General features: G+C 43.6%; 26 protein-coding genes. 9 read left to right on the top strand and 17 right to left on the bottom strand.

The annotated features are described in order from the left end of the window. Positions 1-236: 236 nt before the first annotated feature. The 9 genes from QV280_RS13320 to QV280_RS13280 form a co-directional block, all read right to left on the bottom strand. Positions 237-680 (bottom strand): F0F1 ATP synthase subunit epsilon, encoded by a 444-nt coding sequence (locus tag QV280_RS13320; RefSeq protein WP_152820317.1) that lies wholly within the window; start codon positions 678-680, stop codon positions 237-239. Positions 681-695: 15 nt separating this feature from the next. Continuing rightward, positions 696-2,081 (bottom strand): F0F1 ATP synthase subunit beta, encoded by a 1,386-nt coding sequence (atpD, locus tag QV280_RS13315; protein WP_152820315.1) that lies wholly within the window; start codon positions 2,079-2,081, stop codon positions 696-698. Positions 2,082-2,110: 29 nt separating this feature from the next. Continuing rightward, complete coding sequence (gene atpG / locus QV280_RS13310; RefSeq protein WP_152820312.1) at positions 2,111-2,980, bottom strand: F0F1 ATP synthase subunit gamma; 870 nt, start codon at positions 2,978-2,980, stop codon at positions 2,111-2,113. Positions 2,981-3,026: 46 nt separating this feature from the next. After that, complete coding sequence (gene atpA / locus QV280_RS13305) at positions 3,027-4,568, bottom strand: F0F1 ATP synthase subunit alpha (protein ID WP_152820310.1); 1,542 nt, start codon at positions 4,566-4,568, stop codon at positions 3,027-3,029. A 9-nt stretch (positions 4,569-4,577) separates the two neighbouring features. Beyond that, positions 4,578-5,129 (bottom strand): F0F1 ATP synthase subunit delta, encoded by a 552-nt coding sequence (locus QV280_RS13300; protein ID WP_152820308.1) that lies wholly within the window; start codon positions 5,127-5,129, stop codon positions 4,578-4,580. An 11-nt stretch (positions 5,130-5,140) separates the two neighbouring features. After that, entirely contained in the window at positions 5,141-5,611 is a 471-nt protein-coding gene (locus QV280_RS13295) for a F0F1 ATP synthase subunit B (RefSeq protein WP_152820306.1), read from the bottom strand. Positions 5,612-5,678: 67 nt separating this feature from the next. Further along, positions 5,679-5,915 (bottom strand): F0F1 ATP synthase subunit C, encoded by a 237-nt coding sequence (gene atpE, locus QV280_RS13290; protein ID WP_004730405.1) that lies wholly within the window; start codon positions 5,913-5,915, stop codon positions 5,679-5,681. A gap of 45 nt (positions 5,916-5,960) precedes the next feature. After that, on the bottom strand, positions 5,961-6,728 hold the full coding sequence (gene atpB / locus QV280_RS13285) for a F0F1 ATP synthase subunit A (protein ID WP_152820304.1): 768 nt from the start codon (positions 6,726-6,728) through the stop codon (positions 5,961-5,963). Position 6,729: 1 nt separating this feature from the next. Then, positions 6,730-7,131: an ATP synthase subunit I gene (locus QV280_RS13280; RefSeq protein WP_152820301.1), complete on the bottom strand. Its 402-nt coding sequence runs from the start codon at positions 7,129-7,131 to the stop codon at positions 6,730-6,732. A 634-nt stretch (positions 7,132-7,765) separates the two neighbouring features. Here QV280_RS13280 and QV280_RS13275 point away from each other — a divergent pair. Both QV280_RS13275 and QV280_RS13270 read left to right on the top strand, forming a co-directional pair. Next, positions 7,766-8,248: an arginine repressor gene (locus QV280_RS13275; protein WP_152820299.1), complete on the top strand. Its 483-nt coding sequence runs from the start codon at positions 7,766-7,768 to the stop codon at positions 8,246-8,248. 145 nt (positions 8,249-8,393) lie between these two features. Further along, entirely contained in the window at positions 8,394-9,503 is a 1,110-nt protein-coding gene (locus tag QV280_RS13270; protein WP_152820295.1) for a DUF3541 domain-containing protein, read from the top strand. An 85-nt stretch (positions 9,504-9,588) separates the two neighbouring features. Here the strand turns inward: QV280_RS13270 and QV280_RS13265 are convergent, their stop codons facing one another. Together QV280_RS13265 and hpf are read right to left on the bottom strand one after the other, a co-directional pair. Beyond that, complete coding sequence (locus QV280_RS13265; protein ID WP_172972803.1) at positions 9,589-9,747, bottom strand: hypothetical protein; 159 nt, start codon at positions 9,745-9,747, stop codon at positions 9,589-9,591. Positions 9,748-9,976: 229 nt separating this feature from the next. Continuing rightward, complete coding sequence (gene hpf / locus QV280_RS13260; protein WP_152820292.1) at positions 9,977-10,333, bottom strand: ribosome hibernation-promoting factor, HPF/YfiA family; 357 nt, start codon at positions 10,331-10,333, stop codon at positions 9,977-9,979. A gap of 735 nt (positions 10,334-11,068) precedes the next feature. On the opposite strand from hpf, the gene QV280_RS13255 reads away from it, so the two are divergent. From QV280_RS13255 to QV280_RS13225, 7 genes are all read left to right on the top strand, one after another. Continuing rightward, complete coding sequence (locus QV280_RS13255) at positions 11,069-13,147, top strand: DUF4962 domain-containing protein (protein ID WP_023403303.1); 2,079 nt, start codon at positions 11,069-11,071, stop codon at positions 13,145-13,147. Positions 13,148-13,433: 286 nt separating this feature from the next. Further along, on the top strand, positions 13,434-14,351 hold the full coding sequence (locus QV280_RS13250) for a LysR family transcriptional regulator (RefSeq protein WP_152820290.1): 918 nt from the start codon (positions 13,434-13,436) through the stop codon (positions 14,349-14,351). A gap of 196 nt (positions 14,352-14,547) precedes the next feature. After that, positions 14,548-14,976 (top strand): universal stress protein, encoded by a 429-nt coding sequence (locus tag QV280_RS13245; RefSeq protein ID WP_152820288.1) that lies wholly within the window; start codon positions 14,548-14,550, stop codon positions 14,974-14,976. A 297-nt stretch (positions 14,977-15,273) separates the two neighbouring features. Further along, the gene (locus QV280_RS13240) at positions 15,274-16,890 is read left to right on the top strand and encodes a phosphoethanolamine transferase (protein ID WP_152820285.1); all 1,617 of its coding nucleotides are present in this window, start codon (positions 15,274-15,276) and stop codon (positions 16,888-16,890) included. 336 nt (positions 16,891-17,226) lie between these two features. Beyond that, a complete protein-coding gene (locus QV280_RS13235; RefSeq protein ID WP_152820282.1) occupies positions 17,227-18,186 on the top strand; it encodes a TRAP transporter substrate-binding protein in 960 nt (319 codons plus the stop codon). A gap of 82 nt (positions 18,187-18,268) precedes the next feature. After that, positions 18,269-18,769: a TRAP transporter small permease gene (locus QV280_RS13230; RefSeq protein ID WP_152820279.1), complete on the top strand. Its 501-nt coding sequence runs from the start codon at positions 18,269-18,271 to the stop codon at positions 18,767-18,769. A 1-nt stretch (position 18,770) separates the two neighbouring features. Then, the gene (locus QV280_RS13225) at positions 18,771-20,075 is read left to right on the top strand and encodes a TRAP transporter large permease (protein ID WP_152820276.1); all 1,305 of its coding nucleotides are present in this window, start codon (positions 18,771-18,773) and stop codon (positions 20,073-20,075) included. 96 nt (positions 20,076-20,171) lie between these two features. On the opposite strand, the gene QV280_RS13220 is transcribed toward QV280_RS13225, so the two are convergent. The 6 genes from QV280_RS13220 to ureC form a co-directional block, all read right to left on the bottom strand. Beyond that, complete coding sequence (locus tag QV280_RS13220) at positions 20,172-21,065, bottom strand: DMT family transporter (protein ID WP_172972802.1); 894 nt, start codon at positions 21,063-21,065, stop codon at positions 20,172-20,174. A gap of 197 nt (positions 21,066-21,262) precedes the next feature. Next, the gene (gene ureG, locus QV280_RS13215) at positions 21,263-21,886 is read right to left on the bottom strand and encodes an urease accessory protein UreG (protein ID WP_023403289.1); all 624 of its coding nucleotides are present in this window, start codon (positions 21,884-21,886) and stop codon (positions 21,263-21,265) included. Between the two features lie 18 nt (positions 21,887-21,904). Continuing rightward, positions 21,905-22,597, bottom strand: coding sequence for an urease accessory protein UreF (locus tag QV280_RS13210; RefSeq protein ID WP_152820274.1), 693 nt, complete (start codon positions 22,595-22,597; stop codon positions 21,905-21,907). A gap of 39 nt (positions 22,598-22,636) precedes the next feature. After that, the gene (locus QV280_RS13205) at positions 22,637-23,242 is read right to left on the bottom strand and encodes a HupE/UreJ family protein (protein WP_253912539.1); all 606 of its coding nucleotides are present in this window, start codon (positions 23,240-23,242) and stop codon (positions 22,637-22,639) included. 47 nt (positions 23,243-23,289) lie between these two features. Continuing rightward, complete coding sequence (ureE, locus tag QV280_RS13200; protein WP_152820272.1) at positions 23,290-23,742, bottom strand: urease accessory protein UreE; 453 nt, start codon at positions 23,740-23,742, stop codon at positions 23,290-23,292. Positions 23,743-23,762: 20 nt separating this feature from the next. After that, the gene (gene ureC, locus QV280_RS13195) at positions 23,763-25,466 is read right to left on the bottom strand and encodes an urease subunit alpha (protein ID WP_152820270.1); all 1,704 of its coding nucleotides are present in this window, start codon (positions 25,464-25,466) and stop codon (positions 23,763-23,765) included. Between the last annotated feature and the right edge of the window lie 76 nt (positions 25,467-25,542).

Here is a 25,542-nt window from a genome sequence, read left to right as displayed (position 1 = left end):
TCGCAGAAAGGAAAGGACCTCAGAGAGAGGGTGAGTCACCTGAGGCCTTAGGGGATCAGAACTACTACTGCTCTGAAGTTTCTCTGCTAAAAGAACCGGTATTCCCTTGGTAAGTCTTACATTCGACTGCTTACTTAGGGAGGCCAACCTGTCGGTAAGAGACAACAAGTCAGCCTATTAACTGATACCAACTCAAGAGCGAACTCTCAAGTTGGTATAAATGAGTCCTAGGACTCTTAGTGGCGAGAGTGTGGGCCGGTAAGCTCCACAGCTCGCAACTGGGCAATGGCTTTCGCTAGTTCAAGCTGAGCTTGAGCGAAGTTAGCGTCCATATCGCCTTTATTGATGTTTTCTAATGCAGCACGTTTTGCTTCTTCTGCGCGAGCACGGTCAATATCTTTACCATGCAAAGCAGTATCTGCTAGAACTGTGACCACATCAGGTTGCACTTCTACTAAGCCGCCAGAAACATAAAGAACTTGTTCTTCTTGTTTCTCGCCAGTAACAAATACAGTTACCCCTGGCTTAATTTTGCTAAGAAGTGGCGAGTGACCTGGGCGAATACCCAACTCACCGTCAGCGCCTGAAACCGCAAGGGCATGTGCAGGCCCTGAAAACAGCGTACCTTCCGCACTTACGATGTTAAGTTGAAATGTATTCTCTGTAACTCCGATAGCCATAATGCACTCTGCCTCTTAGATAGTTTTCGCTTTTTCAAGCACTTCATCAATAGAACCACAGTACAAGAATGCTTGTTCTGGGATATCGTCGTATTGACCGTCTAGCAAGCCTTTAAAGCCTGACAGTGTTTCGCTTAGAGGTACGAATACACCTTTCTGACCAGTAAATACTTCTGCTACGTGGTAAGGCTGAGTTAGGAAACGTTCAATCTTACGAGCACGAGATACAGTTTGCTTATCTTCTTGAGATAGCTCATCCATACCTAGGATAGCGATGATATCTTTAAGTTCTTTATAACGTTGTAGCGTTGTTTGAACTTTTTGTGCCACGTTGTAGTGCTCTTCACCAACAACTAGAGGATCTAGCTGACGTGAAGTTGAGTCTAGTGGATCGATTGCTGGGTAAAGACCTAGCGCTGCGATGTTACGAGACAATACAACTGTTGCATCCAAGTGAGCAAACGTGGTTGCTGGCGATGGGTCAGTCAAGTCATCCGCAGGTACGTATACCGCTTGGATTGAAGTGATAGAACCTTGGCGAGTTGAAGTGATACGCTCTTGCAGAACACCCATCTCTTCAGCCAGTGTTGGCTGGTAACCTACCGCTGAAGGCATACGGCCTAGCAGTGCTGATACTTCTGTACCCGCAAGTGTGTAACGGTAGATGTTATCGATGAATAGTAGTACGTCACGACCTTCATCACGGAAACGCTCAGCCATTGTAAGACCTGTAAGCGCAACACGTAGACGGTTTCCTGGTGGCTCGTTCATTTGACCGTAAACCATGGCAACTTTGTCTAGAACGCCTGCTTCTTTCATTTCGTAGTAGAAGTCATTACCCTCACGAGTACGCTCACCTACACCAGTAAATACTGATAAACCTGAGTGAGCTTTCGCGATGTTGTTGATAAGCTCCATCATGTTTACGGTTTTACCTACACCAGCACCACCGAACAGACCGATTTTACCACCTTTAGCGAATGGACAGATAAGGTCGATAACCTTAACACCAGTCTCTAGTAGCTCAGTGCTGTTTGCTTGGTCTTCATAAGAAGGCGCAGCACGGTGAATTTCGTAGTTTTCTTTCTGGCCAATCTCACCACATTCATCGATAGGGTGACCCAGTACGTTCATGATACGACCAAGCGTTTCTTCACCTACTGGTACTGTGATTGGAGAGCCAGTGTTCTCAACTTCAAGGCCACGACGTAGACCATCAGAGGTACCCATCGCGATACAGCGAACGATACCGCCGCCCATTTGTTGTTGAACTTCTAGTACTAGCGAACCAAGTGCATCGCCTCGTACTGTTAATGCGTCATAAACGCGTGGACCGTTGTTGTGGCTGAATTCGACATCCACCACCGCACCGATCACTTTTACTATTTTACCAACACTCATGTCTAAATCCTCAAATTCTTTTCCGAACCCTATACCGCTTGGGCGCCTGAGACGATTTCACTCAGTTCTTGGGTTATGGCAGCCTGACGCGCTTTGTTGTAAATCAACTGTAGGTTGTCAATCAGTTGACCAGCGTTGTCGGTGGCCGCTTTCATGGCTACCATTCGGGCTGCTTGCTCACACGCGATGCTCTCTACGATGCCTTGGTACACTTGCGACTCTACGTAGCGGTGTAGCAATTCAGAGAGAATGTCTTTTGGTGCTTGCTCGTAGATGTAGTCCCAGCGACGTGCTTTTTTAGCACTGGCATCGGCTTCTACATCTGACGGGTGTGGCAGCAATTGTACTGTCGTTGGGTCTTGCACCATGGTGTTGACGAACTTGTTGTAAACCAAATACAAACTGTCGATCTTACCTTCATCATAGTGTCCCAACATCGCGTTGACGGTACCTAGGATATCTTCCAGTTTAGGAGTATCACCAAGGCCAGCAGTTTGCGCTACGACGTTACCACCGCGTTGGAAGAAGTTGATAGCCTTTGAACCAATCAAAGTGGTATCGACTTCTACTCCCTTAGCGCGCCATTGCTGCATGTCATCCAATACTTTCTTGAACAAGTTGTTGTTCAAGCCGCCACATAAGCCACGGTCAGATGAAATGATGATGTACGCAACACGTTTTGGTTCACGCTGTTGAAGGTACGGGTGTTGGTATTCCAACGAACCCGACGCGACATGAGAGATAACCTGACGCATGTTCTCGGCATATGGGCGTGTTTGCTCCATATGGTCTTGAACTTTACGCATCTTACTTGCCGCAACCATCTCCATTGCACTGGTGATTTTCTGAGTGTTACTAACACTGCCTATCTTGGTGCGAATCTCTTTAGTATTTGCCATTATCTGCTCCTATTTGTTTCGATTTCTAGTCAACAAACCAGAGCTTTTATAATGACAGCACTGAAATAAAGCCTTTCAGTATCTCGTGTAAACCCGCTTCAATTTCGTCGTTGTAATCACCCGTTGCGTTGATTTTAGCCATCAACTCTGGGTTTTGGCTGTTTGCGTAAGCCAACAACTCTTGTTCGAAATATCCAATTTTAGAGAGTTCAACGTCAGCCAAGTAACCTTTCTCAGCAGAGAAGATAACTACAGCTTGAGCCGCTACAGACATTGGAGCGTACTGTTTCTGTTTCATCAGTTCAGTTACGCGCTCACCATGGTCAAGCTGTTTACGAGTAGTCTCATCTAGGTCAGAAGAGAACTGTGCAAACGCTGCCAATTCACGGTATTGAGCCAATGCAGTACGGATACCACCAGACAGTTTCTTGATGATCTTGCTTTGAGCAGCACCACCAACACGTGATACAGAGATACCTGGATCAACCGCTGGACGTAAACCTGAGTTAAACAGTTGAGTCTGAAGGAAAATCTGACCATCTGTGATTGAGATTACGTTTGTTGGTACGAACGCTGATACGTCACCCGCTTGGGTTTCGATGATTGGTAGAGCAGTTAGAGAACCTGTTTTACCTTTCACTTCACCGTTAGTGAATTTCTCAACGTAAGCTTCGTTTACACGAGCCGCACGTTCTAGAAGACGGGAGTGGAGGTAGAATACGTCACCAGGGAATGCTTCACGGCCCGGTGGACGTTTAAGTAGTAGCGAAATTTGACGATAAGCTACCGCTTGTTTTGATAGATCATCATAAATGATAAGTGCATCTTCACCACGGTCACGGAAGTATTCGCCCATAGTACAACCAGCATAAGGTGCTAGGTATTGAAGTGCAGCTGATTCAGAAGCTGATGCTACTACTACGATAGTGTTCTCTAGAGCGCCGTGCTCTTCAAGTTTACGTACTACGTTAGCAATAGTTGATGCTTTCTGACCAATCGCTACATACACACATTTGATGCCAGAATCTTTCTGGTTAATGATTGCATCGATCGCCATTGCTGTTTTACCAGTTTGACGGTCACCGATGATTAGCTCACGCTGACCACGGCCGATTGGAACCATTGTATCAACGGCTTTATAGCCAGTTTGAATTGGTTGGTCTACAGATTTACGCTCGATTACACCCGGTGCAATAACTTCTACAGGGTTTAATTGGTCAAAGCTGATTGCGCCTTTACCATCGATTGGCTCACCAAGGGTGTTTACCACACGACCCAGTAGACCGTTACCTACAGGCACTTCCAAGATACGACCAGTACCTTTTACTTTCATGCCTTCAGAAAGGTCTGTGTAAGGGCCCATTACAACGGCACCTACAGAGTATTGCTCAAGGTTCAGTGCAAGTGCGTACTTACCACCTGGCAATTCAATCATCTCGCCTTGCATTACATCTGCAAGACCGTTGATTGTGATGATGCCATCACGAACAGAGACGATAGTACCTTCATTGCGAGCTTCAGTGCTCACATTAAATTTTGCGATACGCTCTCTGATCAGATCGCTAATTTCGTTTGAATTTAATTGCATATCTGTTACCTATCTCGCGTGAAGTTGACTAGCTAGTCGGCTGATTGATGTGTTCACTGAACCATCGATGATTGTTTCGCCAGCTTGGACGATAATCCCGCCTACCATCGTGTTATCTAGCACTTGCTCTAGTTCAACTCGACGCTCTAATTTTTTCTCAAGCGCGGCAGTTAATGCCGTAACTTGCTCTTGTGTAAGTGATTCTGAGCTTGTGACAGTCACAGGAATAACACGTTCATGTTCATCCTTTAGCTCGGTAAACAGGTCATACAACTCTCTTACAACCGAAAGGCGGCCATTTTCTGCCAGGACTTTAATTAGGTTTACGACATGTTCGTCAACTAGTCCTTGGCAAACCTCAATCATGATTCCGGCCAACGTTTCGGCTTGCTGTGCGCCTGCACCTTGTGCTGAAGAAATTTCACTTGCGATAGTTTCTTCTTCTGCCACAGCTACAAGAATTGACAGCATTTGTTGCCATTCTTGTAACTTGTTTTCGCTCAAAGCAAAGTCAAACGATGCTTTGGCGTAGGGATGAGCAATACTGGTGTACTCTGACATATTGCCTCCGCTTAGATTTCACTTATCAATTGATCAACTAGAGCTCGGTTCGCTTCAGAATCCAGGTTCTTACTAATCAACTTCTGTGCACTTTCAATTACAGCGTCTGCCATTTTCGCCTGAAGTTCTTGACGTAATTTTTGACGCTCGCCTTCTAATTCGGCTCTACCTTGTTCTAAGATGCGTGCTTTTTCTTGTTCAGCTTCTTGCTGAGCCAAGCTGATGATTTCACTACGGCGTTTGTTGCCTTGTTCAACCAATTCAGTCACATTGCGTTTCGCATCTTCGATGAGTTGAGCGCCATTTGCTTTGGCTATTTCTAGCTCTTTAGCTGCATTTTCTGAATGGCGTAGGCCTTCAGCAATTTCTTTTTGGCGCTCGTCTAACATCGCTGTGAGAGGTGGCCATACATATTTCATACATAGCCAAACAAAAATCACGAATGAAATTGCTTGTCCGAGCATGCTTGCATTTAAGTTCATACCTTCACCACTAAACTAAATTTTGAATACTTATAAATCGTTCTTTTTTAAGCTTGTAAAATTTGAGTTAAGCTACTGCGAAGATGATGTATAGACCGATACCAACACCGATCATCGGTACAGCATCCACAAGACCCATCATGATGAAGAATTGAGTACGAAGCATTGGTGTTAGGTCAGGTTGACGTGCTACACCTTCAAGGTATTTACCTGCTAGGTTACCGATACCAGATGCTGCACCTGCCGCACCAAGACCGATCAGTAATGCACCTGCTACATATAAAACTGCGCTTACGATATCCATTTGTATCTCCGATATATAAATTTGTTAATTAAATCTGGTTAATAATTAGTGTTCTTCAGTTGCCATGCCTAAGTAGACGATGGTTAGAACCATAAAAATAAATGCTTGTAAGAAAACGATTAAGATGTGGAATAGAGCCCATGGAACACTTAGTGCCCATTGCATCCACCATGGCATTAATGCAATCAGGATGAAGATCATTTCACCTGCGTACATGTTTCCGAATAATCGTAAACCTAGTGATATTGGTTTTGAGATTAACGTTACTAATTCAAGAACAAGGTTTACTGGGTATAAAAGCGGATTATCAAATGGTTGAGTTGTTAACTCTTTAATAAACCCTTTCAGTCCCTTGTGTTTGAATGTGTAAGTTAAAAGCAGAATAAATACACCTAGTGCCATCGACATTGGGATGTTTACATCCGCTGTCGGTAAGTCTCTAAAGTGTGTAAAGCCCATGGCTTGAGTAAGCTGCGAAATTAAATCGATAGGTAGTAAGTCGATTGCATTCATTAACAACACCCAAACAAAGGTGGTTAATGCCAAAGGACCAATCAATTTATCTTCTGCCTGAAAAATCTCTTTTACTAGATTATTTACAAATTCAAACGTAAGTTCGATTAAACATTGAAAACGTCCAGGAACACCGCTGGTTCCTCTTGTTACAACATATCGAAAAGCGCCAATGAAAAGTAAACCTGTGATCCAAGACACCAACATAGAATCTATGTTCAATGCCCAGAAACCATCACCTGCAGTAAAGAAAGTTAAGTGGTGCTCTATATAGTCATGAGCAGTAGTAATATGTTCCATACTACGCGTACTCCGATGTATGTGAGCCGATAATAAACGGCGCAAAGAAATATCCAATCATAGTCACTACATACGCTTCTAAAATAACTGGGTTATCTAGACCGAAGAATCGGAATGCAACGATAAACATTACAAAGGTATATATGATTTTTACTACACGACTCATTTGCATAAGATCGCGTAAGCTATAATTAGGATTCTTTTGAACCTTAAGGCTTGCATATATAAAACCAATCAGCGGCGGGATCATCGCAATGACGACACCCAGTACTGCAGATTCCATATCTACTTTATTACCGAAAATAACTTCAAATAAAACTACACCGACGGCTAATACTACTTGGCAAAGAACAACTCTTTTTGCAGCAACAATAATGTCACCACTGATTCCATCCAGCCTCATAATAAACCTCGTATTTGGCAGTTAAACTTATATATAAAAAACAGTCGAAAATGACTCGTTATCAAAAACTTGATTCTTGATTGTTCTCTATACATCCCCACGAAGCGTCGCCATATAAAACTCATTGGCTATAACTTCGATACCGTTAAGTTACGCCTAAAATTCCGTGATCAAAATACCAAATATCGACATCAATCATTCCATTTATGATAATCGTGTCACTTTATTATGAAACAAAGCATCTGACACTAGATGCGGTTATAAATAAACCAAAGTTATTCAATAGGTTGCACAGTAAGATAAGTTCAGGCTAATTAAGATAAGGATGCTTGCATTATTGGAAGGTAATAATTCATATATGAAATATAGTAATCTGCGCAATTTAGTAGATATGGTCATCATCTTTGATCAACAAATTAACGTAGATTCAGTGGCTTAATAAGTAATAATAATCCAACAAAACTCACTATTTATCCAACCCGTTAAGGGTGGATAAATATATGCAACACATTGATTACAAATGAAAAATATTTTCTGATTCAGTGATCTTGTTCAAATACCATTTTTCGTTTCAATGTTAGTATCCGCCACAAAATAATTCACTTATTTAACGCCCTATAAAGGTAGAAGCTCTATGGACACCCCCACATTAAATCGCATTCAAAATAAAGACCGAACTCTCGAAAGCGTATGTAAACAAGTCCTGCAAAATAATAGCTTTTATAATCAGAGTGAATTAAGAAAAAGCTTAATTGAGCATGGTTTTGAAGGTATCAGTCAATCCACAGTCTCTCGTTTACTTTGCCAACTTGGCGTTATCAAGGTAGCGAACTCTGTCGGTAAAAAAGTCTATTATTTGGCCCCAGAGAGCAGTCCGATACGTTTTAACTCTTCGATTGCCTCTCAAATTGACTCCATTGAGCACAATAAAGCTATGGTAGTGGTGAAAACCAAACCAGATAGTGCACAACTTATTGCGCGACTTATCGATTTTGATACAGACTCTTCAATCTTAGGTTCGATTGCAGGTGATGATACTGTAGTGGTTATCCCGCAAGACGTCGACAATATCGAGGCCTGTAAAAGCGCAGTATTCAATATATTGGATTTCAATTAATCGTTTTATTGTTCTTTATATAGTACAGATTAAATTAGACACTATTTTTGTAAGTGTGAATGCGATTAAAGTTAGGTTATATCTTTGAATAACCACTAAAATAAAGCTAAGTACTGCAGCTTCTTTTAGTAAAAGGGTTATATACATGACCAAGAACCGACGATATTTCATCGCCGCACTGATGATATTGGCTATTGGGGTTGTTTTTTATTGGCAATCCCACTCATCAACGCCCACAACATATCGCGCATCAGCAGACCTTATTAAACACACTTACGAGCAAGACCTCTTCAGCCTATCGGCGTACAAAAAAGAGCACTATGGGTTGCGAATGTTTAGACAAACGCAAGATCCTAAATATCTGCCTCTTATCCGGCAAAATATCGCAGACATTTCTATTAAGCTTAATCAGTTGGCAAGCGATCTCAGCGCTAATAAATCATTAAAGATCCATCAGTCATTAAAAAGCTATGCCGAACAAAGGTTGAATGAGTATCGCCAAAGTAACGGCGAGCGTAGCCAACGACGATTGCTAGTAACCAAAGACAAACCTGAATATTTCTATCTGGGATTAGATCTTCTGCATTATATGGTGCGAATTGACAGTTATGGATTGCAGCACAAAGATGATGCGCTGTTTCGTCAGCACTTAAAAGCGTACCCTTTTCAGGCACTATTTACCGATCAAGAAATGACAAAAGCATGGGCCGCGCAATTGGCCAACCAAGCGTATTGGTTAAAGCAGTTGCAGTTAGGTGACTATGTGGGCTTGTTTACTCAAACTCTGCGACGCACCTATCCGGATGAAAATGATAGCCAACTCACCACCCAGCAATATGAAAATAAAATTTATGGAATGACGCATCTAATAATTGCCGACTCTGGCTATTATCAGCGCCGGGTTAACGAACAAGATCATCCTTGGATTTTTAAGTATTTTAAACAGAACATCGACTCTATTATCGCCAACACCAAACAAGATGTGATTTCTGAAGTAGGAATTAGTCTTCTTTTAGCTGGATTCGACAATGATCCCGCAGTAGAAAAAGCGCGCAAGGCTATCCAACACTCGATCAACAAGCAAGCAGGCCTAGTCCCTTCAGCCAAAGGCAGCACCGACTACAGCCACGGCGAACACCGCAACCTGCTCGCCATCTTACTCCTCGACTGGCACTCCCCAACATCAGGCCCAAACACCACCACTACTCCAGACCTATTCAATACCCTCCCCTACGGCTTACAAAAGAAACCGTAAAAGCGGGGTCAGGTCTTGAAATTTGCAGCGGCAAACCTGCCGCTGCAAATTTCAAGACCTGACCCCGCAAATAGCCCCGTACCTATTAAAAATCTTCAAACACATCATCAACGTAGCCAAATGCTACTATTGATTGGTTTAAGCCATAGAAGAAGTACTCGGCGATAATCAGCACTGTTAAAATAATGACCAGTAACGTTGCACCTTGTTTAAGTCCATTTATAAAACCCATCTCATAACGCATGAGCAGTTCAATCCTTTGAATTTGCTAATAATTTTTATAAATATTAATCGTTAACGATACGTTACAATAGAGTTATAAATGAAATGTGTGATATGACATGTTTGACCTTTATAAAGTCAAATCTTCATCACTTTTTAATGTAATGCAATGAGGGGTCAGGTCTTGAAATTTGCACGGGGCGCTTTTAAGCGCCCCGTGCAAATTTCAAGACCTGACCCCCTAGAGGAGATTAAACCAGTTTCATCTCTTGGATGATATCAGAAGCGATTTCTGGTTTGGTGCTAGTAGGTTTCTCGTGTAAGTCTGATTTTAGTTGGCCTTTGCGGTTTCTTAAGCCTACATCGAGTTTCTTAATTGCAGCAGTGATGGCTGGATACATCACGTCGTTGGTAGATTTAGCTGAAACTCGTACACCTTCATAATTAGTGAACACTTCAACTTCATGATGACCGTGTTGTTTAGTAATAATAATGTCGCAGCTAATTAGTTGAGGAAAGTGACTTTCTACCTTATCGAATTTGCTTTCTATCTCTGCGCGTGAATCTTCGGTAATTGATACATGATGTGTTTGAATATTTACTTTCATTGTCGCTACCTTTGTTATCACTCTATGGTTTAAACTTAGCAAACAACGATGGGTTTCACCAAGAATCCTCAAAGACATCTGTGATTCACTTCTTCGTAATTAAATATTCTTCCCTTCTACCCTTGAATATCCATTGGCTTGACAGCATATTTTGGTCGCGAACAATTTTCCTTCCCAAAAAGCAATGCAACTCCACTCATGATGCAGCTGGACTTGGATGTAAGTGAAGGGGTCAGGTCTTGAAATTTGCAGGCGGGGCTTAAAAGCCCCGCCTGCAAATTTCAAGACCTGACCCCTTTGGGTGATAAGTGTAACAAGATATATCCCTCTAGCGTATTCTGTCGTCGTTTTTATATGAAAAGTATTACTTATGGTGACTATATTTGCTGACATACGGACGGCGTTGCTTTGTCGCTTATCGCCAAAGTGAGGGTTAGTACACATAATAAATCAAACACATACCGCAGCATAAATAAGCTTTCATATAAAAAAGCGCAGCACATCTACCAAGATGGAATAAGTGTTATCTCTTTGAAATACCCGATACAAGTCGAAAAACAAACGCAATATTCTTGGTATCTTGAGTGGCAATTAATATCTCGACCTGCGGTAGAGGTCACAAATTTGATCATTTATTAAAATGGTAATCGAGATTACGCCTTAATTGTATTACAATAAGGTTTATAAGATTTTTATTTGTTCCCCCAACACTACGATTTATTCACGGGAGTTCGTATGAGCAACGACAAAGCACTTGATGCTATCAGAAAGATGAAGCTAGAGAATGATACGTCAGCAGGTAACTTAGTAGACCTACTGCCTATCGAAGTACAAAAGAGAGACTTTGATCTATCATTCTTGGATACTCTTTCAGAAGCACGTCCACGTCTTCTAGTTCAAGGTGCTGACCTTGCAGAGTTTAAAGCTAAAGTAAAAGCCGATCCTTCTTTCTGTATGTATGATGATTTCATCAAGAACTCTACTGAAAAGTTCTATGACACTGAACCATACGACGAGCCTCAAGCATACCCACCAGAAACAGTAGGTAAAGCTTCTCTTTGGCGTCCTTACTGGCGTCAAATGTACGTAGATTGCCAAATGGCAATGAACGCGACTCGTAACCTATCTATTGCTGGTATTGTTAACGATGACGACGCTCTAATTGCAAAAGCAAAAGCTTGGACTCTAAAACTTGCTACATACGATCCAGATGGCGTGACATCTCGTGGTTACAATGACGAAGCGGCTTTCCGTGTTATTGCAGCTATGGCTTGGGGTTACGACTGGCTAAACGCACACTTCACTGATGAAGAGCGTGAAATCGTTAAGAACGCACTGATCACTCGTCTAGACGAAATCATGCACCACCTTAAAGTGACTGTTGATCTACTGAACAACCCACTTAACAGCCACGGTGTTCGTTCTATTTCTTCTGCTATTATCCCAACGTGTATCGCGCTTTACCACGATCACCCTAAAGCAGGCGAATACATTGCTTACGCGCTAGAATACTACGCAGTACACTACCCACCATGGGGCGGTGAAGACGGCGGTTGGGCTGAAGGTCCTGACTACTGGAACACACAAACTGCATTCCTAGGCGAAGCATTCGACCTATTGAAAGCATACTGTGGCGTAGACATGTTCAACAAAACATTCTACGAAAACACTGGTGACTTCCCACTATACTGCATGCCTGTTCACTCTAAGCGCGCTAGCTTCTGTGACCAGTCTTCAATTGGTGACTTCCCTGGTCTAAAACTGGCTTACAACATCAAGCACTACGCGGGTGTTAACCAAAAACCAGAATACGTTTGGTACTACAACCAACTTAAAGCTCGTGATACTGAAGCGCACACTAAATTCTACAACTTCGGTTGGTGGGACTTTGGCTACGACGATCTTCGTTTCAACATCCTTTGGGATGCACCAGAAGAGAAAGCGCCTTCAAACGATCCATTGTTGAAAGTATTCCCAATCACTGGTTGGGCTGCATTCCACAACAAGATGACTGAGCGCGAAGAACACATCCACATGGTATTCAAGTGTTCTCCATTTGGTTCTATCAGCCACTCTCACGCTGATCAAAACGCATTCACTCTACATGCATTTGGTGAAACTCTTGCTTCTATCACTGGTTACTACGGTGGTTTCGGTGTAGACATGCACACTAAATGGCGTCGTCACACGTTCTCTAAAAACCTTCCACTATTTGGCGGTAAAGGTCAGTACGGCGAGAACAAGAATACTAAGTTTGAAGGTCACCAAGATCGCTACTGTATTGAAGCCGGTGGTAACATCACTGATTACGATACAGAATCTGATATTAAGATGATCGAAGGTGATGCAACTGCATCATACAAATTCTTCGTACCTGAAATCGAATCTTACAAACGTAAAATTTGGTTTGTACAAGGTAAAGTATTCGTAGTTCAAGACAAAGCAACTCTTTCTGAAGAGAAAGACATGACTTGGCTAATGCACACTACTTTCACTAACGAAGTGGCTGAGAAATCATTCACTATCCGTGGTGAGAAAGCGCATCTAGACGTGAACTTCATCAACGAATCTGCAGACAACATCACTTCTGTGAAAAATGTTGAAGGCTTCGGCGAAGTTGACCCATACGAATTCAAAGATCTTGAAATCCACCGTCACGTTGAAGTGGAATTCAAACCATCTAAAGAGCACAACATTCTGACTCTTCTTGTTCCTAATAAGAACAACGGCGAGCAAATTGAAGTGTCTCACAAACTCGTTGGCAACACTCTTGAGCTAACGGTTGATGGCGAAACAGCTACTATCGAACTGTAATTATTTCGATAAGCTAAAGTAAATGTGAAAGGCTCTAGATATTGCATCTAGAGCCTTTTTTATTAGATAAGTTTCGCTTGATAAATTAACCCTGAGTCATGCTTTTATAACCATCCTCTCGAAAACCCTCAACCATTCCGCCTAATATATCTGTATAACTAAACAGTCATTGTATTAAAATCAACCGAAAGCACAGTTAGTTGCTCTGTTGCATCAATTATCATTCGAAACTTAGGTATCAGTGCTGTATGTTAAAACGGTCTATTGGAGATGAGGTAACAAATTAATGGCTAAGCACTTCGACAATTTTTATATCTTTTGCCAAGTAGTTAAATTAGGCAGTATGAAAGCCGCAAGTGAGGAGCTAGAGATCCCTCTATCAACCGTAAGTAGACGTATATCCACCTTAGAAGAAGATGTGAATACTCGCTTGTTCATCCGCTCTAAAACAACCTTGTCACCAACCAGTACCGGCACTCAATATTATCAGCGACTCGCACCGCACTTTCTCAATCTCGCGGAAGAAATCGATAATATAAATAATGACAAAAATGACATTTCTGGCCGAGTCTCCATCGACTGTACTGACTTTGTTTATCAATACTTTATTAAAGACAAAGTAGAAGAACTGCTAAGAAAATACCCTAAGCTAAAACTAAAATTCATTCCCGCTTCTGACACCTCCACTTTGGACTCTGATGCCGATATTGGGGTGCTAGTAGGAGACCTACCCGATAGCAATCTGATTGCAAAAAAATTGATGTCCATTGATGTTAAAGTCGTTGCCTCGCCAACCTTTATGCAAACACCACCGACGAAACTAGCGCAACTGAAAGAGTTAGACTATATCGGGCATTTACAGCATCAACTCATCACCGGCTATAACACCAAGACTAGCCACCTTGAAACAGTAAAACTGTACCCTAAGATATCGCTCACTAGCGCACAGTCTGTGGTACAGATGGCAAAAAACAATTTCGGCTTCGCATTAGTTTCAGAATACATAGCCGAAAACGCAATCAAAAACGGTGAACTGATAGAGTGGATGACTGACTATGAATTCCCAAGCCGTGATATCTCTTTGGTTTATCGCTATAGAGCGCGTAAAACTAATGCTCAACAAGTGGTGATTGATGCCATTGTTGCAGGTTTCAATGAATACAAAGAAAACCCGACTAAACAAAATGATATCGAACACCCCTAGTTCAAACTTACCGCGATTCACTATTTCTTTATAGTCGGAACAAAAGTGGGAATAAGCAGTAGATGAGTATAAGACGCAAATAGCGATAAGAAGTGTTTCATTTTATGCTAAGTGCCTGATTTGCGAGCTGACCTGCACACTTTCTCTTCAAATATAACTATGATTAAAGAGTTATTAATCGAAGGGGGGTGACGTTATGAACTACAAACATATTCTAGTCGCACTAGAGCTATCTGAAGACAGCAAATTACTGATAGAAAAAGCTTCCGCTCTGGCAAAAACATTTGAAGCGGATGTTTCATTTGTCCATATTGATGGGTCACATGGAGAGATTTATACCGAATTAGTGGATATATGCCTCGATGACCAAGAACCACCAATCAAACGGGTTGCTATGGAGCAACTAAAGCAGTTGACCAGTGATATTGATGTACCATTAAAGCACTTCCTTATTGGTACTGGCGATCTTGGCGACAAGCTCCCTAACACCATTGCCGACTACGGCTGTGACCTTTTGATCTGTGGTCATCATCATGATTTTTGGAGCACCATCATCTCGTACTCCAAACATCTTATTCATAACTCTCCCATCGATATCTTAGTGGTTCCACTAGAAGGCCAATAACGTCTTTTAGCTTCATCCATTAATGGTCAGATACCAAGTAGACAAGCACACTACTTGGTATCATATTCTGCCAAACGCAAAATTTGCTATCTTCATTATTTTCAAGCGCCTATCCACTAGTCAGTTTCCCATAAACCACCTAATCTAAATAAGTTCCATTTATTTTATACAATCTTAATTTCAATTTTGGCTAGCTGCACAACATTGTCATTTCGTGAACTTATTGCATAATGCCAACCACAGTAATTGAGCGTTTAACACTAGCGCTTACAAAACTCACATCCTTCAGGGGGAACAATGAAAGTACTGGCACGGATGATTACGCCGCAATATAGACTGATATGGGGCTGCGCCTTATTGTTTTCAGCTCTATTCAATTTAAGCTTCTTTAAACATTTTATGGATGCTTTTCCAATTGCAGACGGAAATAGCGGATTTGTGATAAGTGCTGGCGTACTGTTAGTTGCAGTGCATGCTCTGTTCTTTTCTCTATTAGGCGGACGATTTTTTACCAAAGCTCTGCTCATTTTAGGTTTTTTCATTGGCGCAAGTGCTGCTTATTTCTCTTGGACGTACGGCGTTGTCGTCGACAAAACCATGTTGCAAAACATGATACAAACCGACACAGCCGAAGCCTTTGGTTTGCTCTCTACACAACTTGTCATAGTGATGGTTATCTTTGCGGTTGTGCCTGCGCTATTCATTTATAAAGTCTCTTTAAATTACCGCTCTCTCTTTGTTGAAAGCAGAGCCAAACTCATTTCTATTTTGCTGTCGGTGGTCATTATCCTGCTGACCTTACTTGCGTACTCAGCAAACTACGCTTCGTTCTTCCGTGAATACAAAAGCGTACGTTACTATTCGGCGCCTCTGTTTCCTATTTACTCGGCGGGTAAATACTTTAAGGGCGATCATAAAGATTTACTTAAACCTGCCGATCAAATGCAAAACGTAGCACCTGATGCCAAAATCGTGCACAAGGTAAAAGATACCCACGAACTGATCGTGCTTATTGTGGGTGAAACCGGACGTGCTGATCACTTTTCATTAAACGGTTACCCTCGCGAAACCAATCCGCTGCTTAGCAAACGCAAAGGGGTGATCAGTTTTTCTAAAATGACCAGCTGTGGTACCTCTACCGCGGTATCTGTACCTTGTATGTTCTCGTCAGATACTCGCACGCAATTTAGCAGTAAGTCTATTTACAACAAGCTCAATGCGCTCGATACCCTCAAAGATAACAATGTTGCAGTGCTTTGGCGGGACAATAACTCCAGCTCTAAAGGCGTAGCTGAACGTGTTGAGTATCAGTCATTCAAGTCACCAGACACCAATACTATCTGTGACCCAGAATGTCGTGATACTGGAATGCTCGTTGGACTTGATGACTATGTTAGCCAGCACCCAAATCAAGACATCGTGGTGGTCCTGCATTCTATGGGCAGCCATGGCCCTGAGTATTACAAGCGCTACCCTGCTCGCTTTGAGAAATACACCCCTGTGTGTAAAGGCAACCAGTTAAATAAGTGTTCCAGTGAAGAAATCATTAATGCGTATGATAATACAATGTTATTTACCGACTACTTCATCGACCAAAGTATCGATTGGCTAGACACTTATTCAAAACAGTATCGCACCGCCTTGCTATACATCAGTGACCACGGTGAATCGCTAGGGGAAGATGATATTTATCTGCATGGCATGCCTTACGCATTTGCGCCAGAAGTGCAAAAACACGTTGCGGCTATCACTTGGTTAAACGACTCCTCGCCCTTTAAATACAAGGATGTGGTGAAAAATAAAGACTTACCATTCTCTCAAGATAACTTCTACTGCTCAGTGCTATCACTGCTTGAAGTTCAAACCGAAACTTGCCCACATGAAGCTTCTATTTTCATGAACAAAGGCAATTAAAGATCAAAAACTCAAGGGGTTAGATTTTACATTCTAACCCCTTTTTCAATTCCTAATCCTGCGTTCCATTTTGCATTTTTATTTCTAGTCTTTTAAAAACCCAACGATTATTTTGCTGTAACCGACAAATCAACTGTCACATTTCATTACGCACCCGCTCAAAACGTGATCAACCACCGTAAAAATAGAAGAAAAACCGTTCAATCTCGCCGTTGCGAGAGTCAGATCCACAAATGGGCTTTATTTGTCATATAAGATTACTTCTGCAGTGCAAATAGACGCATATATTGGTTAATTCAAATAAATGCATAAAATTCCCACAAAAGGATATCAGGAATGAAAAAGTCTCTAATAACGCTTATTGCTTCATCGGTTCTATTCACCGTTGGTGCACAGGCAAAAACACTGACTCTTGGTCATGCAATGAACTTAAACAGTGCGGCGCATGCGGGTATGGTCATTTTTGCTGATAAGGTCAAAGAAAAATCCAATGGCGACATCACAGTTAAAATCTTCCCTAATGGCATGTTAGGTTCGGAACGTGATCAAGCAGAGCAAGTAGTGACCGGCGCCTTAGATATGGCGAAAATCAATGGCTCACTTGCTGAGTCTTTTGAACCAACTTATAAAGCGATTTCAATTCCTTATCTGTTTCGCAACTCAGACCACATGCACACATTCATGCGCAGTGACGCTGCAGAGAAACTGCTAGCATCAAGTAAAGGCAAAGGCTTTATCGGCATCACCTTGTATGATTCTGGTTCTCGAAGCTTCTACAGCTCAAAACCTATCAACTCTCCAGACGATCTTGCGGGTCTTAAAATCCGTGTCCCTGAGTCACCAACTATGATGGAAATGGTACGTCTACTTGGCGCTAAAGCTACGCCAGTACCTTTCACAGAGGTATACACTGCACTGCAGCAAGGGGTTATCGATGCTGCAGAGAACAACATTTCTAGCCTAGTTGAAATGAAGCACTCAGAAGTGGCTAAGTTCTATGCAATGGATCAACACATGATGACACCGGATTTGATCATGATTTCAGAAGCAACTTGGGCTAGCTTAAACCCTGAACAGCAAAAACTGGTGAAAGAAGCGGCGCTTGAGTCTATGGAAGAAGAGATCAAGATTTGGGCTGCGACAGACGACAAAAACATGAAAATCGCTAAAGAATCTGGCGTAACTTTCATCGAAGTTGATACGGGTAAGTTCCGTGAAAAAGTACTTCCTATGATCAACGATGCGAAGAAAGACCCTGCATTGAAATACTACATCGACGCAATCGAAGCGATGTAACCTCACCATTTAATATGCACCGTTAATATCAACGCCCTCCTTAACGGAGGGCTTAATCTACCGCTGTTGACGTGGAGGAAGGATGTTCTCAGTTTTACGTCAGTTCAAGACTTTTCTAGATAAGGCTATTTTGACATTTTGCGGCATTGCAATTGTCACTTTAGTCATCACCGTAACTTGGCAAGTATTTAGCCGTTATGTACTCAACGACCCTAGTTCATTTACCGACGAACTGGCCCGCTACACCATGATTTGGTTTGGACTTGCCGGCGCCAGTTATTTGTTTGGTAAAAATGGCCACCTTGCCATCACCCTTTTTATTGGCTCTGTCAAAGCCAAACACCGTAAATACTTTCACATCGTCATCAACCTTATCTCTGTGGCTTTCATTAGCCTTGCGATGGTTAAAGGTGGTTTATTATTGATGAGCCGCACTATGATGCAATTTTCACCGGCATTACAAATCCCTATGGCGTACGTTTATCTCATTTTGCCGCTATCAGGCGTTATCATGCTGACTTATATCCTATTGAGCACCCTTGAGATGTTTGCCCCAGCACAAGCGATTAAGGAAGGTGAATAATATGGATATTTCAATTGGCTTCTGGCTGTTGTGTTTATTCCTATTTCTAATTGCGTTTAGCGTTCCCATCGCCATTGCGATTGCCATGTCGTCTTTGGTGATCATGTGCTCTATTCTGCCGAGTAACGTGGCCTTTATGACCGCAGGACAAAAGATAGTCACAGGTATAGATAGCTTTAGCTTGCTGGCCATCCCCTTCTTTATCTTGGCCGGTAACATAATGAATCGTGGCGGCATTGCCGCGCGACTGGTGCAATTTGCCAAGATTTTAGTGGGTCGTTTGCCCGGCGCACTTTCGCATGTCAACGTGTTAGCCAACATGCTGTTTGGTTCGGTATCCGGCTCAGCTGTTGCCGCCGCCGCTGCCGTCGGCAAAACCTTAGAGCCAGAGTTAGAAAAAGAGGGGTACGATAAATCATATTCAACGGCGGTAAACGTCGCCTCTTGTCCTGCCGGACTGTTAATCCCACCAAGTAACTCTTTGATCGTATTCTCAGTGGTCAGTGGCGGCACTTCCATTGCGGCGCTATTTATCGCAGGTTACGTGCCGGGCATTCTAATGGGACTCAGCTGTATGGTGGTGGCTTATATCATTGCCAAAAGACGTGGCTACCGCAGCGCAGCTGTTGAGCTGACCATGCGCGAAAAACTGATTATTACCTGGCGCGCCATCCCAAGCATGGGATTGGTGGTGGTAGTCATTGGCGGCATCATTGGCGGAGTGTTTACTGCAACCGAAGGGGCCTGTATCGCAGTGCTGTATTCGTTTGGTTTATCACTGAGTTATCGAACGTTAGGCTTAAAAGAGCTCAAAACCATTTGTGTTGAAACCGCTGAGATTACCGGCATCATGCTGTTTTTAATTGGCGCATCAACCATTATGTCTTGGGCAATGGCGTTTACTGGCCTGCCGAGCATGATAAGTGAGTGGATGTTGTCTATTTCAGACAACCCAATCATCATTTTTATCTTGATGAACATTATCCTGCTCATTGTCGGCATGTTCATGGATTTAACCCCTGCGGTATTAATTTTCACTCCAATATTCATGCCAATTGCTACACAACTGGGCATGCATCCAATCCACTTCGCGATGATGATGATCTTCAATCTATGTATTGGTATCGCCACTCCGCCAGTAGGGACTGCATTATTTGTTGGCTGTAGTGTCAGTGGCGCAAGGATTGAAGGGGTAATTCGCGCTATATTGCCGTTTTGTGCGGTATTAATAGTAACTCTACTGTTGATTACCTTTATTCCATCAATCAGCTTGGCATTGCCTAGAGCGTTTGGTCTGATTAACTAGACAAGCAGAAAGAACAGCTTAATCAAAACAAAAGGCATGCCGATTTTATCGTGCATGCCTTTTTAATAGATGTAGCGAGTAAAAATAGCGCCCCTCTTAGCGAACGCGTTGACCTAGCAACTGCTTACCAAATACATTTATCAATGCCCCTGTCACTATCAATCCGCCGCCTAAATAGGTCCAAATTGACGGTACTTCATTAAATATCCATACCCCTAACAATGCAGAAAAGACAATTTGTACATACGAATAAGCCGACGCTTTACCGGCTTCTTGGGTTTGCATCGCTTTGGTTAAGCCATATTGTCCAATTTGTGTAAATATACCCACCAAAATCAACAGGATAGTCATAAACAGGCTTGGCCAAACAAAATGATTCCAAATCAACACGATAGATACGGGCAGTGCCACCAGCGGGAAATACATAATAATCACCGAGCTATCCTCGGTTTGACTTAGCTTCCTGACAATTATGTAAGCAATAGAGCTGCCAAATGCTCCGCACAGCGCAATACCAATACTGAACAAAGGCACCTCACTTGTGCCCTCAACCAAGCTCGGTTGCACCATCACCAATAAACCTAATAAACAAAAGCCGATGCAGATCATGGTCGATTTTTGAATGCGTTCTTTAAGGAATAAAACCCCAAGCAGCGCGGTCGAAACGGGGTGTACGTATTGCAAAATTGTCGCTTCCGCCAGTGGCAAGGTCGTGACTGCATAGTAGACACACATTAAAGCGGATGTGCCCACCACACCGCGCAACAATAACAGGGGCTTATTGTTCCCCCATGCCGAGATGCCTTTACGCTTTACATCGGCGTAGCTAATAATCAAAGACACCAACGCCCTTGCCGCCACAATTTCAAATACCGGAATACCGTAATTGCTGATGTATTTCACGCAGGCAGACATAAACGCAAAACCCACCGCAGATAAAAGCATGAAGCGAACCCCAACAGGGATTGATGAGAAAGAAGATGCCGGCATAGTGTTTAGGTACCGTTAAAAAAGAAGACAACGAATCATATATTAATGTGCGCTGGTTCACCATTCTCTGCCAATAAAAGGCGGTAAGTAAAAATGATAGGCGTGAGTAAGAAATAGAGGTTAGAGATATGGAGATTGGGTGGAAAAAGGTCGATGGATTCCTAAACAGAAAAATCGAAATCCATCGACAATTATCATCAGCTTTTAGGCGTCAGCATGCCTTCGGTGATAATAAAATCTATGATGGTATTTAGGCCGACACTCTCTTTTAAATTGGTGAATACATACGGCTTAGTAGGGCGCATGCGTTGTGTGTCTTGTTCCATTACTTCCAGGGACGCGCCGACATATGGGGCTAAGTCGATTTTGTTGATGACTAATAGATCTGAACGGGTAATTCCGGGGCCGCCTTTACGAGGGATCTTTTCACCTTCGGCGACATCAATCACGTAAATCGTTAAATCCGCCAGTTCAGGGCTAAAGGTAGCACTGAGGTTGTCACCACCGCTTTCCACAAACACCACATCAAGATTTTTGTGCAGTTTTGCTAGCTCTTCCACGGCGGCTAAATTCATGGATGCGTCTTCACGAATGGCGGTGTGCGGACAGCCTCCGGTTTCGACGCCAATGATGCGATCTGGCGCTAGCGCTTCTGCGCGAGTCAGAATTTTTGCGTCTTCTTGGGTGTAAATATCGTTAGTGACCACGGCGATATTCAATCTATCTCGGATCGCCTTACACAAGACTTCCAACAGCGCGGTTTTGCCCGAACCCACTGGGCCTCCAATACCCACTCTAAGAGGTTGTTTATAACTTTCCATTGTCTTATTTCCTATTCATTATGAGCGGAATAACCGCGTGTATTGGGTTTCATGTAAGCTACTTGCCAGCGCAAGCGAAGGGGTAAAGCTTGATATCATCCACTCTTCTGTGCGCTTAGCACGTGCGATGGCGTCAGGAAAACACTCAGTGACCGATAACAACACTCGCTGACCATCGGTTTGCCCAAGAGGAACTAATTTAACTCCCGCGGTGACCATGTTTTCCAGCCAGCTCCATAAATAGCCTTCGGTTAATTGTTCTAAATTGATCTGCCAGTGATGAGCGGCAATGCACATACCTATCAATTGATTGGGTGATTGCGTCATTTTGTCCACCAGCGTCATATCCATGTTGAGTTGTCTTAGTAAGGTATTTAGCGCTTTACCTCGCTGCACTTCTTCAGCTCGTAACTCTTTAGATTCGCGACTGGCATACAGCACTTCACTCCAGTGTTCGATAGAAGCAATAGCCTCATCCGTCACCGCGCGATTCGTGGCGTGATAGAATTTTTCCAGTATCGGCAACTCCAAAGTAGCAATGCTCGACATCACCACATTCATCAGCCAACTTTCAAATTCTTGCCGGTTACTCACCCAGCCTGCTTCTACTGCATATTCCAGCCCTTGGGAGTATGTAAAACCGCCTATAGGTAATGAGGGGCTAAACAACTGAAACAAGCGATAGCAAGCCAGGTTTTTATCTAACGCCATGCTTCACCCCTGCATTCATTGATGGTTCATCAAACAACACTAAGCGGCCACCATAAACAGCACGCTAGCCGAAGCCACACCGATAGAAAGCCACTTTGAACCAATCCAACGACCTGCCATACAACCTGCACCTAATAGCATGCATGCCATCATGGTCATTCCTAGCGCAAATTGAGAAAGATTGGCGGCCGCTTCCACGCCATGTGCGTATCCGTGGAAAAACAGCAATCCAATCGCTAGGCTCAGCGCTGCATTGACTTTAGTCACCGACGGCGTCACCACATGCCACAAACAGACACTCATCACAAACAGTGATGCGATGATCATAGGTTCAATAAACGCGGCATAACCTAAGGCTTTGCCTGCTAGTAATCCCACTACTAGCGACGCAACACCTGCCGCCAGCAGGGCAAATGTCTTGCCTTTATTAAAACTTAACGTGCCGACTAACAAGCCAAACGCCAATAACATAATCAAGTGGTCAACGCCGGTCAGCGGGTGCGTAAGACCCGAAAAAAAAGAGTGATCGGCATGTCCTGGGTGAGCAAAAGCGCTAATTGGGGTAAGTAGCGTCATGGCTAATGCGGCGGTTATTGATTTCGCAGACTTGTTTGCCGCCGCGCGTATGTTTAATAATGTGTTCATTAAGTGATCCTTACTTTTAAACCGATAATTAACTGATAAATAAATGATTAGTGATGATGGTGACCGCCGCCTGAGCGACCACCATACGCGCCACTTTCTGGCTCTAATGGCGCAGATTCGACCGTCACTGTTGCGCCAAGCCCTTGTACCATCTCGTCCAATACATGGTCGTGTTGATAGCGAACCCAATCAGCGGTTACTTGCAAAGGAACGTGACGATTACCTAAGTGATACGCCACTCGCATTAGCAATAATGTGTCCGAGCAATGCACCGTTGAGACGGTCTCTGGCGCAGCTTTCACTTCCACGACCATGCCGCACTCACTGAGCAACTGTTCGCCACCACGCAAGATATGGCCACGGGGTAAAAACAGCCCTGCGTCTCGGCCATCTTCAAGGTTAACTTTTAAGCGGCTCTTGATACGGCTATCTATCGGTAAGCTAAGATAGCCATTGGGGTTGCTGACGGTTTGCGAATTAATTTTGGTCAGTTCAATCATGATTTGTCCTTACTGCATGCTTAAAACAAGAAATAACGTTGTGCCATCGGCAATACTTCGGCGGGCTCACACTGTAATAGCTCACCGTCTGCTCGCACCTGATAGGTTTGTGAGTCCACTTCAATCTTTGGCATCCAATCATTGAGCTTCATGTCAGCCTTGCTGATGTTGCGACAATCTTTGACCACGCCAATTAAGCTATTTAAGCCCAATTGCTCAGCTATCTTGTTCTCTTTGGCCGCTTTGGACACAAACAACATTGAGGTACTTTGGCTGGCTTTGCCAGAAGCGCCAAACATAGCGCGGTAATGAACAGGTTGCGGCGTGGGGATGGAGGCATTCGGGTCGCCCATTGGCGCCATTGCAATCATGCCACCTTTTATAATTACGCTTGGTTTCACCCCAAAAAAGGCCGGCTTCCAAAGCACGAGATCTGCCAGTTTGCCTTTTTCAATCGAACCGATTTCGTGGGACATGCCGTGAGTAATAGCTGGGTTGATGGTGTATTTGGCAATGTAACGTTTTAGGCGAAAATTATCGCTGTAGTCAGAGTCTTGTTGCAAACTGCCACGCTGTACCTTCATCTTGTGTGCTGTCTGCCATGTGCGAGTAATGACTTCGCCAACACGCCCCATTGCTTGGGAGTCGGAAGCAATCATAGAAAAGGCGCCTAAGTCGTGCAAAATGTCTTCGGCTGCGATAGTTTCACGGCGAATACGCGACTCCGCAAACGCCACATCTTCGGCAATCGAAGGCGATAAATGGTGGCATACCATCAACATATCGAGATGTTCATCAACCGTATTGACCGTGTAAGGTCGGGTTGGGTTAGTGGAAGATGGCAGTACGTTTGGCTCACCTGCGGCGCGAATAATATCGGGCGCATGACCGCCGCCGGCCCCTTCAGTGTGGTAGGTGTGAATAACGCGATCTCCAATCGCACCTAAAGTGGATTCGACAAACCCTGATTCGTTCAAAGTATCGGTATGAATGGCAACTTGCACGTCCATTTCATCGGCAACGCTCAAGCAAGTATCAATAGAGGCCGGAGTAGTTCCCCAATCTTCATGCAGTTTTAGCCCCACTGCGCCGGCCTCTACTTGCTCTCGCAATGCTTGTGGCTGGCTCGCATTACCCTTACCCAGCAGGCCAAAGTTCATTGGGTATTCATCCAATGCTTCTAGCATACGGTGCATATTCCAAGGGCCCGGCGTACAAGTGGTTGCGTTCGTGCCGGTATTGGGGCCTGTGCCACCACCAATCATAGTAGTGACGCCAGAGGCGAGGGCCTCTTCGATTTGTTGCGGGCAGATAAAGTGAATGTGAGAGTCGATGCCACCAGCGGTCAAAATTGAGCCTTCGCCCGCTAAAATCTCAGTACCGGGACCAATCACAATATCAACCTCAGGCTGAACATCTGGATTGCCCGCCTTGCCTAAAGCGTAAATTCGTCCGTCTTTGATGGCGACATCGGCCTTCACCACTCCCCAATAATCGAGCACCACAGCATTGGTGATCACTAAATCGGGAGTTTCGGCGCTCGGTCTTTGGCTTTGCCCCATGCCATCACGGATGACCTTACCACCACCAAACTTGACTTCATCACCGTAAATGGTGAAATCTTTTTCTACTTCTAGCCACAATTCGGTATCAGCAAGACGCATTCGATCCCCAATTGTTGGACCAAACATTTCGGCGTACGCTTGTTTGGATATCTTTGCCATGACCTACTCTACCTTTCTCTATTAACTGCCTGTTTTTATTAACAAGATTACGCGCGGCTAAGGTGACGGATACGGT

The organism is Vibrio sp. B1Z05, from assembly GCF_052955985.1.
The sequence above is the reverse complement of the archived record's forward strand: the minus strand, read 5'-3'. Positions and strand labels throughout refer to the sequence as shown.

Excerpts from the sequence above, each read along its gene's own strand:
- QV280_RS13320 (WP_152820317.1), bottom strand. The coding sequence starts at position 680 with ATGGCTATCGGAGTTACAGAGAATACATTTCAACTTAACATCGTAAGT.
- atpD (WP_152820315.1), bottom strand. The coding sequence starts at position 2,081 with ATGAGTGTTGGTAAAATAGTAAAAGTGATCGGTGCGGTGGTGGATGTC.
- atpG (WP_152820312.1), bottom strand. The coding sequence starts at position 2,980 with ATGGCAAATACTAAAGAGATTCGCACCAAGATAGGCAGTGTTAGTAAC.
- atpA (WP_152820310.1), bottom strand. The coding sequence starts at position 4,568 with ATGCAATTAAATTCAAACGAAATTAGCGATCTGATCAGAGAGCGTATC.
- QV280_RS13300 (WP_152820308.1), bottom strand. The coding sequence starts at position 5,129 with ATGTCAGAGTACACCAGTATTGCTCATCCCTACGCCAAAGCATCGTTT.
- QV280_RS13295 (WP_152820306.1), bottom strand. The coding sequence starts at position 5,611 with ATGAACTTAAATGCAAGCATGCTCGGACAAGCAATTTCATTCGTGATT.
- atpE (WP_004730405.1), bottom strand. The coding sequence starts at position 5,915 with ATGGATATCGTAAGCGCAGTTTTATATGTAGCAGGTGCATTACTGATC.
- atpB (WP_152820304.1), bottom strand. The coding sequence starts at position 6,728 with ATGGAACATATTACTACTGCTCATGACTATATAGAGCACCACTTAACT.
- QV280_RS13280 (WP_152820301.1), bottom strand. The coding sequence starts at position 7,131 with ATGAGGCTGGATGGAATCAGTGGTGACATTATTGTTGCTGCAAAAAGA.
- QV280_RS13275 (WP_152820299.1), top strand. The coding sequence starts at position 7,766 with ATGGACACCCCCACATTAAATCGCATTCAAAATAAAGACCGAACTCTC.
- QV280_RS13270 (WP_152820295.1), top strand. The coding sequence starts at position 8,394 with ATGACCAAGAACCGACGATATTTCATCGCCGCACTGATGATATTGGCT.
- QV280_RS13265 (WP_172972803.1), bottom strand. The coding sequence starts at position 9,747 with ATGCGTTATGAGATGGGTTTTATAAATGGACTTAAACAAGGTGCAACG.
- hpf (WP_152820292.1), bottom strand. The coding sequence starts at position 10,333 with ATGAAAGTAAATATTCAAACACATCATGTATCAATTACCGAAGATTCA.
- QV280_RS13255 (WP_023403303.1), top strand. The coding sequence starts at position 11,069 with ATGAGCAACGACAAAGCACTTGATGCTATCAGAAAGATGAAGCTAGAG.
- QV280_RS13250 (WP_152820290.1), top strand. The coding sequence starts at position 13,434 with ATGGCTAAGCACTTCGACAATTTTTATATCTTTTGCCAAGTAGTTAAA.
- QV280_RS13245 (WP_152820288.1), top strand. The coding sequence starts at position 14,548 with ATGAACTACAAACATATTCTAGTCGCACTAGAGCTATCTGAAGACAGC.
- QV280_RS13240 (WP_152820285.1), top strand. The coding sequence starts at position 15,274 with ATGAAAGTACTGGCACGGATGATTACGCCGCAATATAGACTGATATGG.
- QV280_RS13235 (WP_152820282.1), top strand. The coding sequence starts at position 17,227 with ATGAAAAAGTCTCTAATAACGCTTATTGCTTCATCGGTTCTATTCACC.
- QV280_RS13230 (WP_152820279.1), top strand. The coding sequence starts at position 18,269 with ATGTTCTCAGTTTTACGTCAGTTCAAGACTTTTCTAGATAAGGCTATT.
- QV280_RS13225 (WP_152820276.1), top strand. The coding sequence starts at position 18,771 with ATGGATATTTCAATTGGCTTCTGGCTGTTGTGTTTATTCCTATTTCTA.
- QV280_RS13220 (WP_172972802.1), bottom strand. The coding sequence starts at position 21,065 with ATGCCGGCATCTTCTTTCTCATCAATCCCTGTTGGGGTTCGCTTCATG.
- ureG (WP_023403289.1), bottom strand. The coding sequence starts at position 21,886 with ATGGAAAGTTATAAACAACCTCTTAGAGTGGGTATTGGAGGCCCAGTG.
- QV280_RS13210 (WP_152820274.1), bottom strand. The coding sequence starts at position 22,597 with ATGGCGTTAGATAAAAACCTGGCTTGCTATCGCTTGTTTCAGTTGTTT.
- QV280_RS13205 (WP_253912539.1), bottom strand. The coding sequence starts at position 23,242 with ATGAACACATTATTAAACATACGCGCGGCGGCAAACAAGTCTGCGAAA.
- ureE (WP_152820272.1), bottom strand. The coding sequence starts at position 23,742 with ATGATTGAACTGACCAAAATTAATTCGCAAACCGTCAGCAACCCCAAT.
- ureC (WP_152820270.1), bottom strand. The coding sequence starts at position 25,466 with ATGGCAAAGATATCCAAACAAGCGTACGCCGAAATGTTTGGTCCAACA.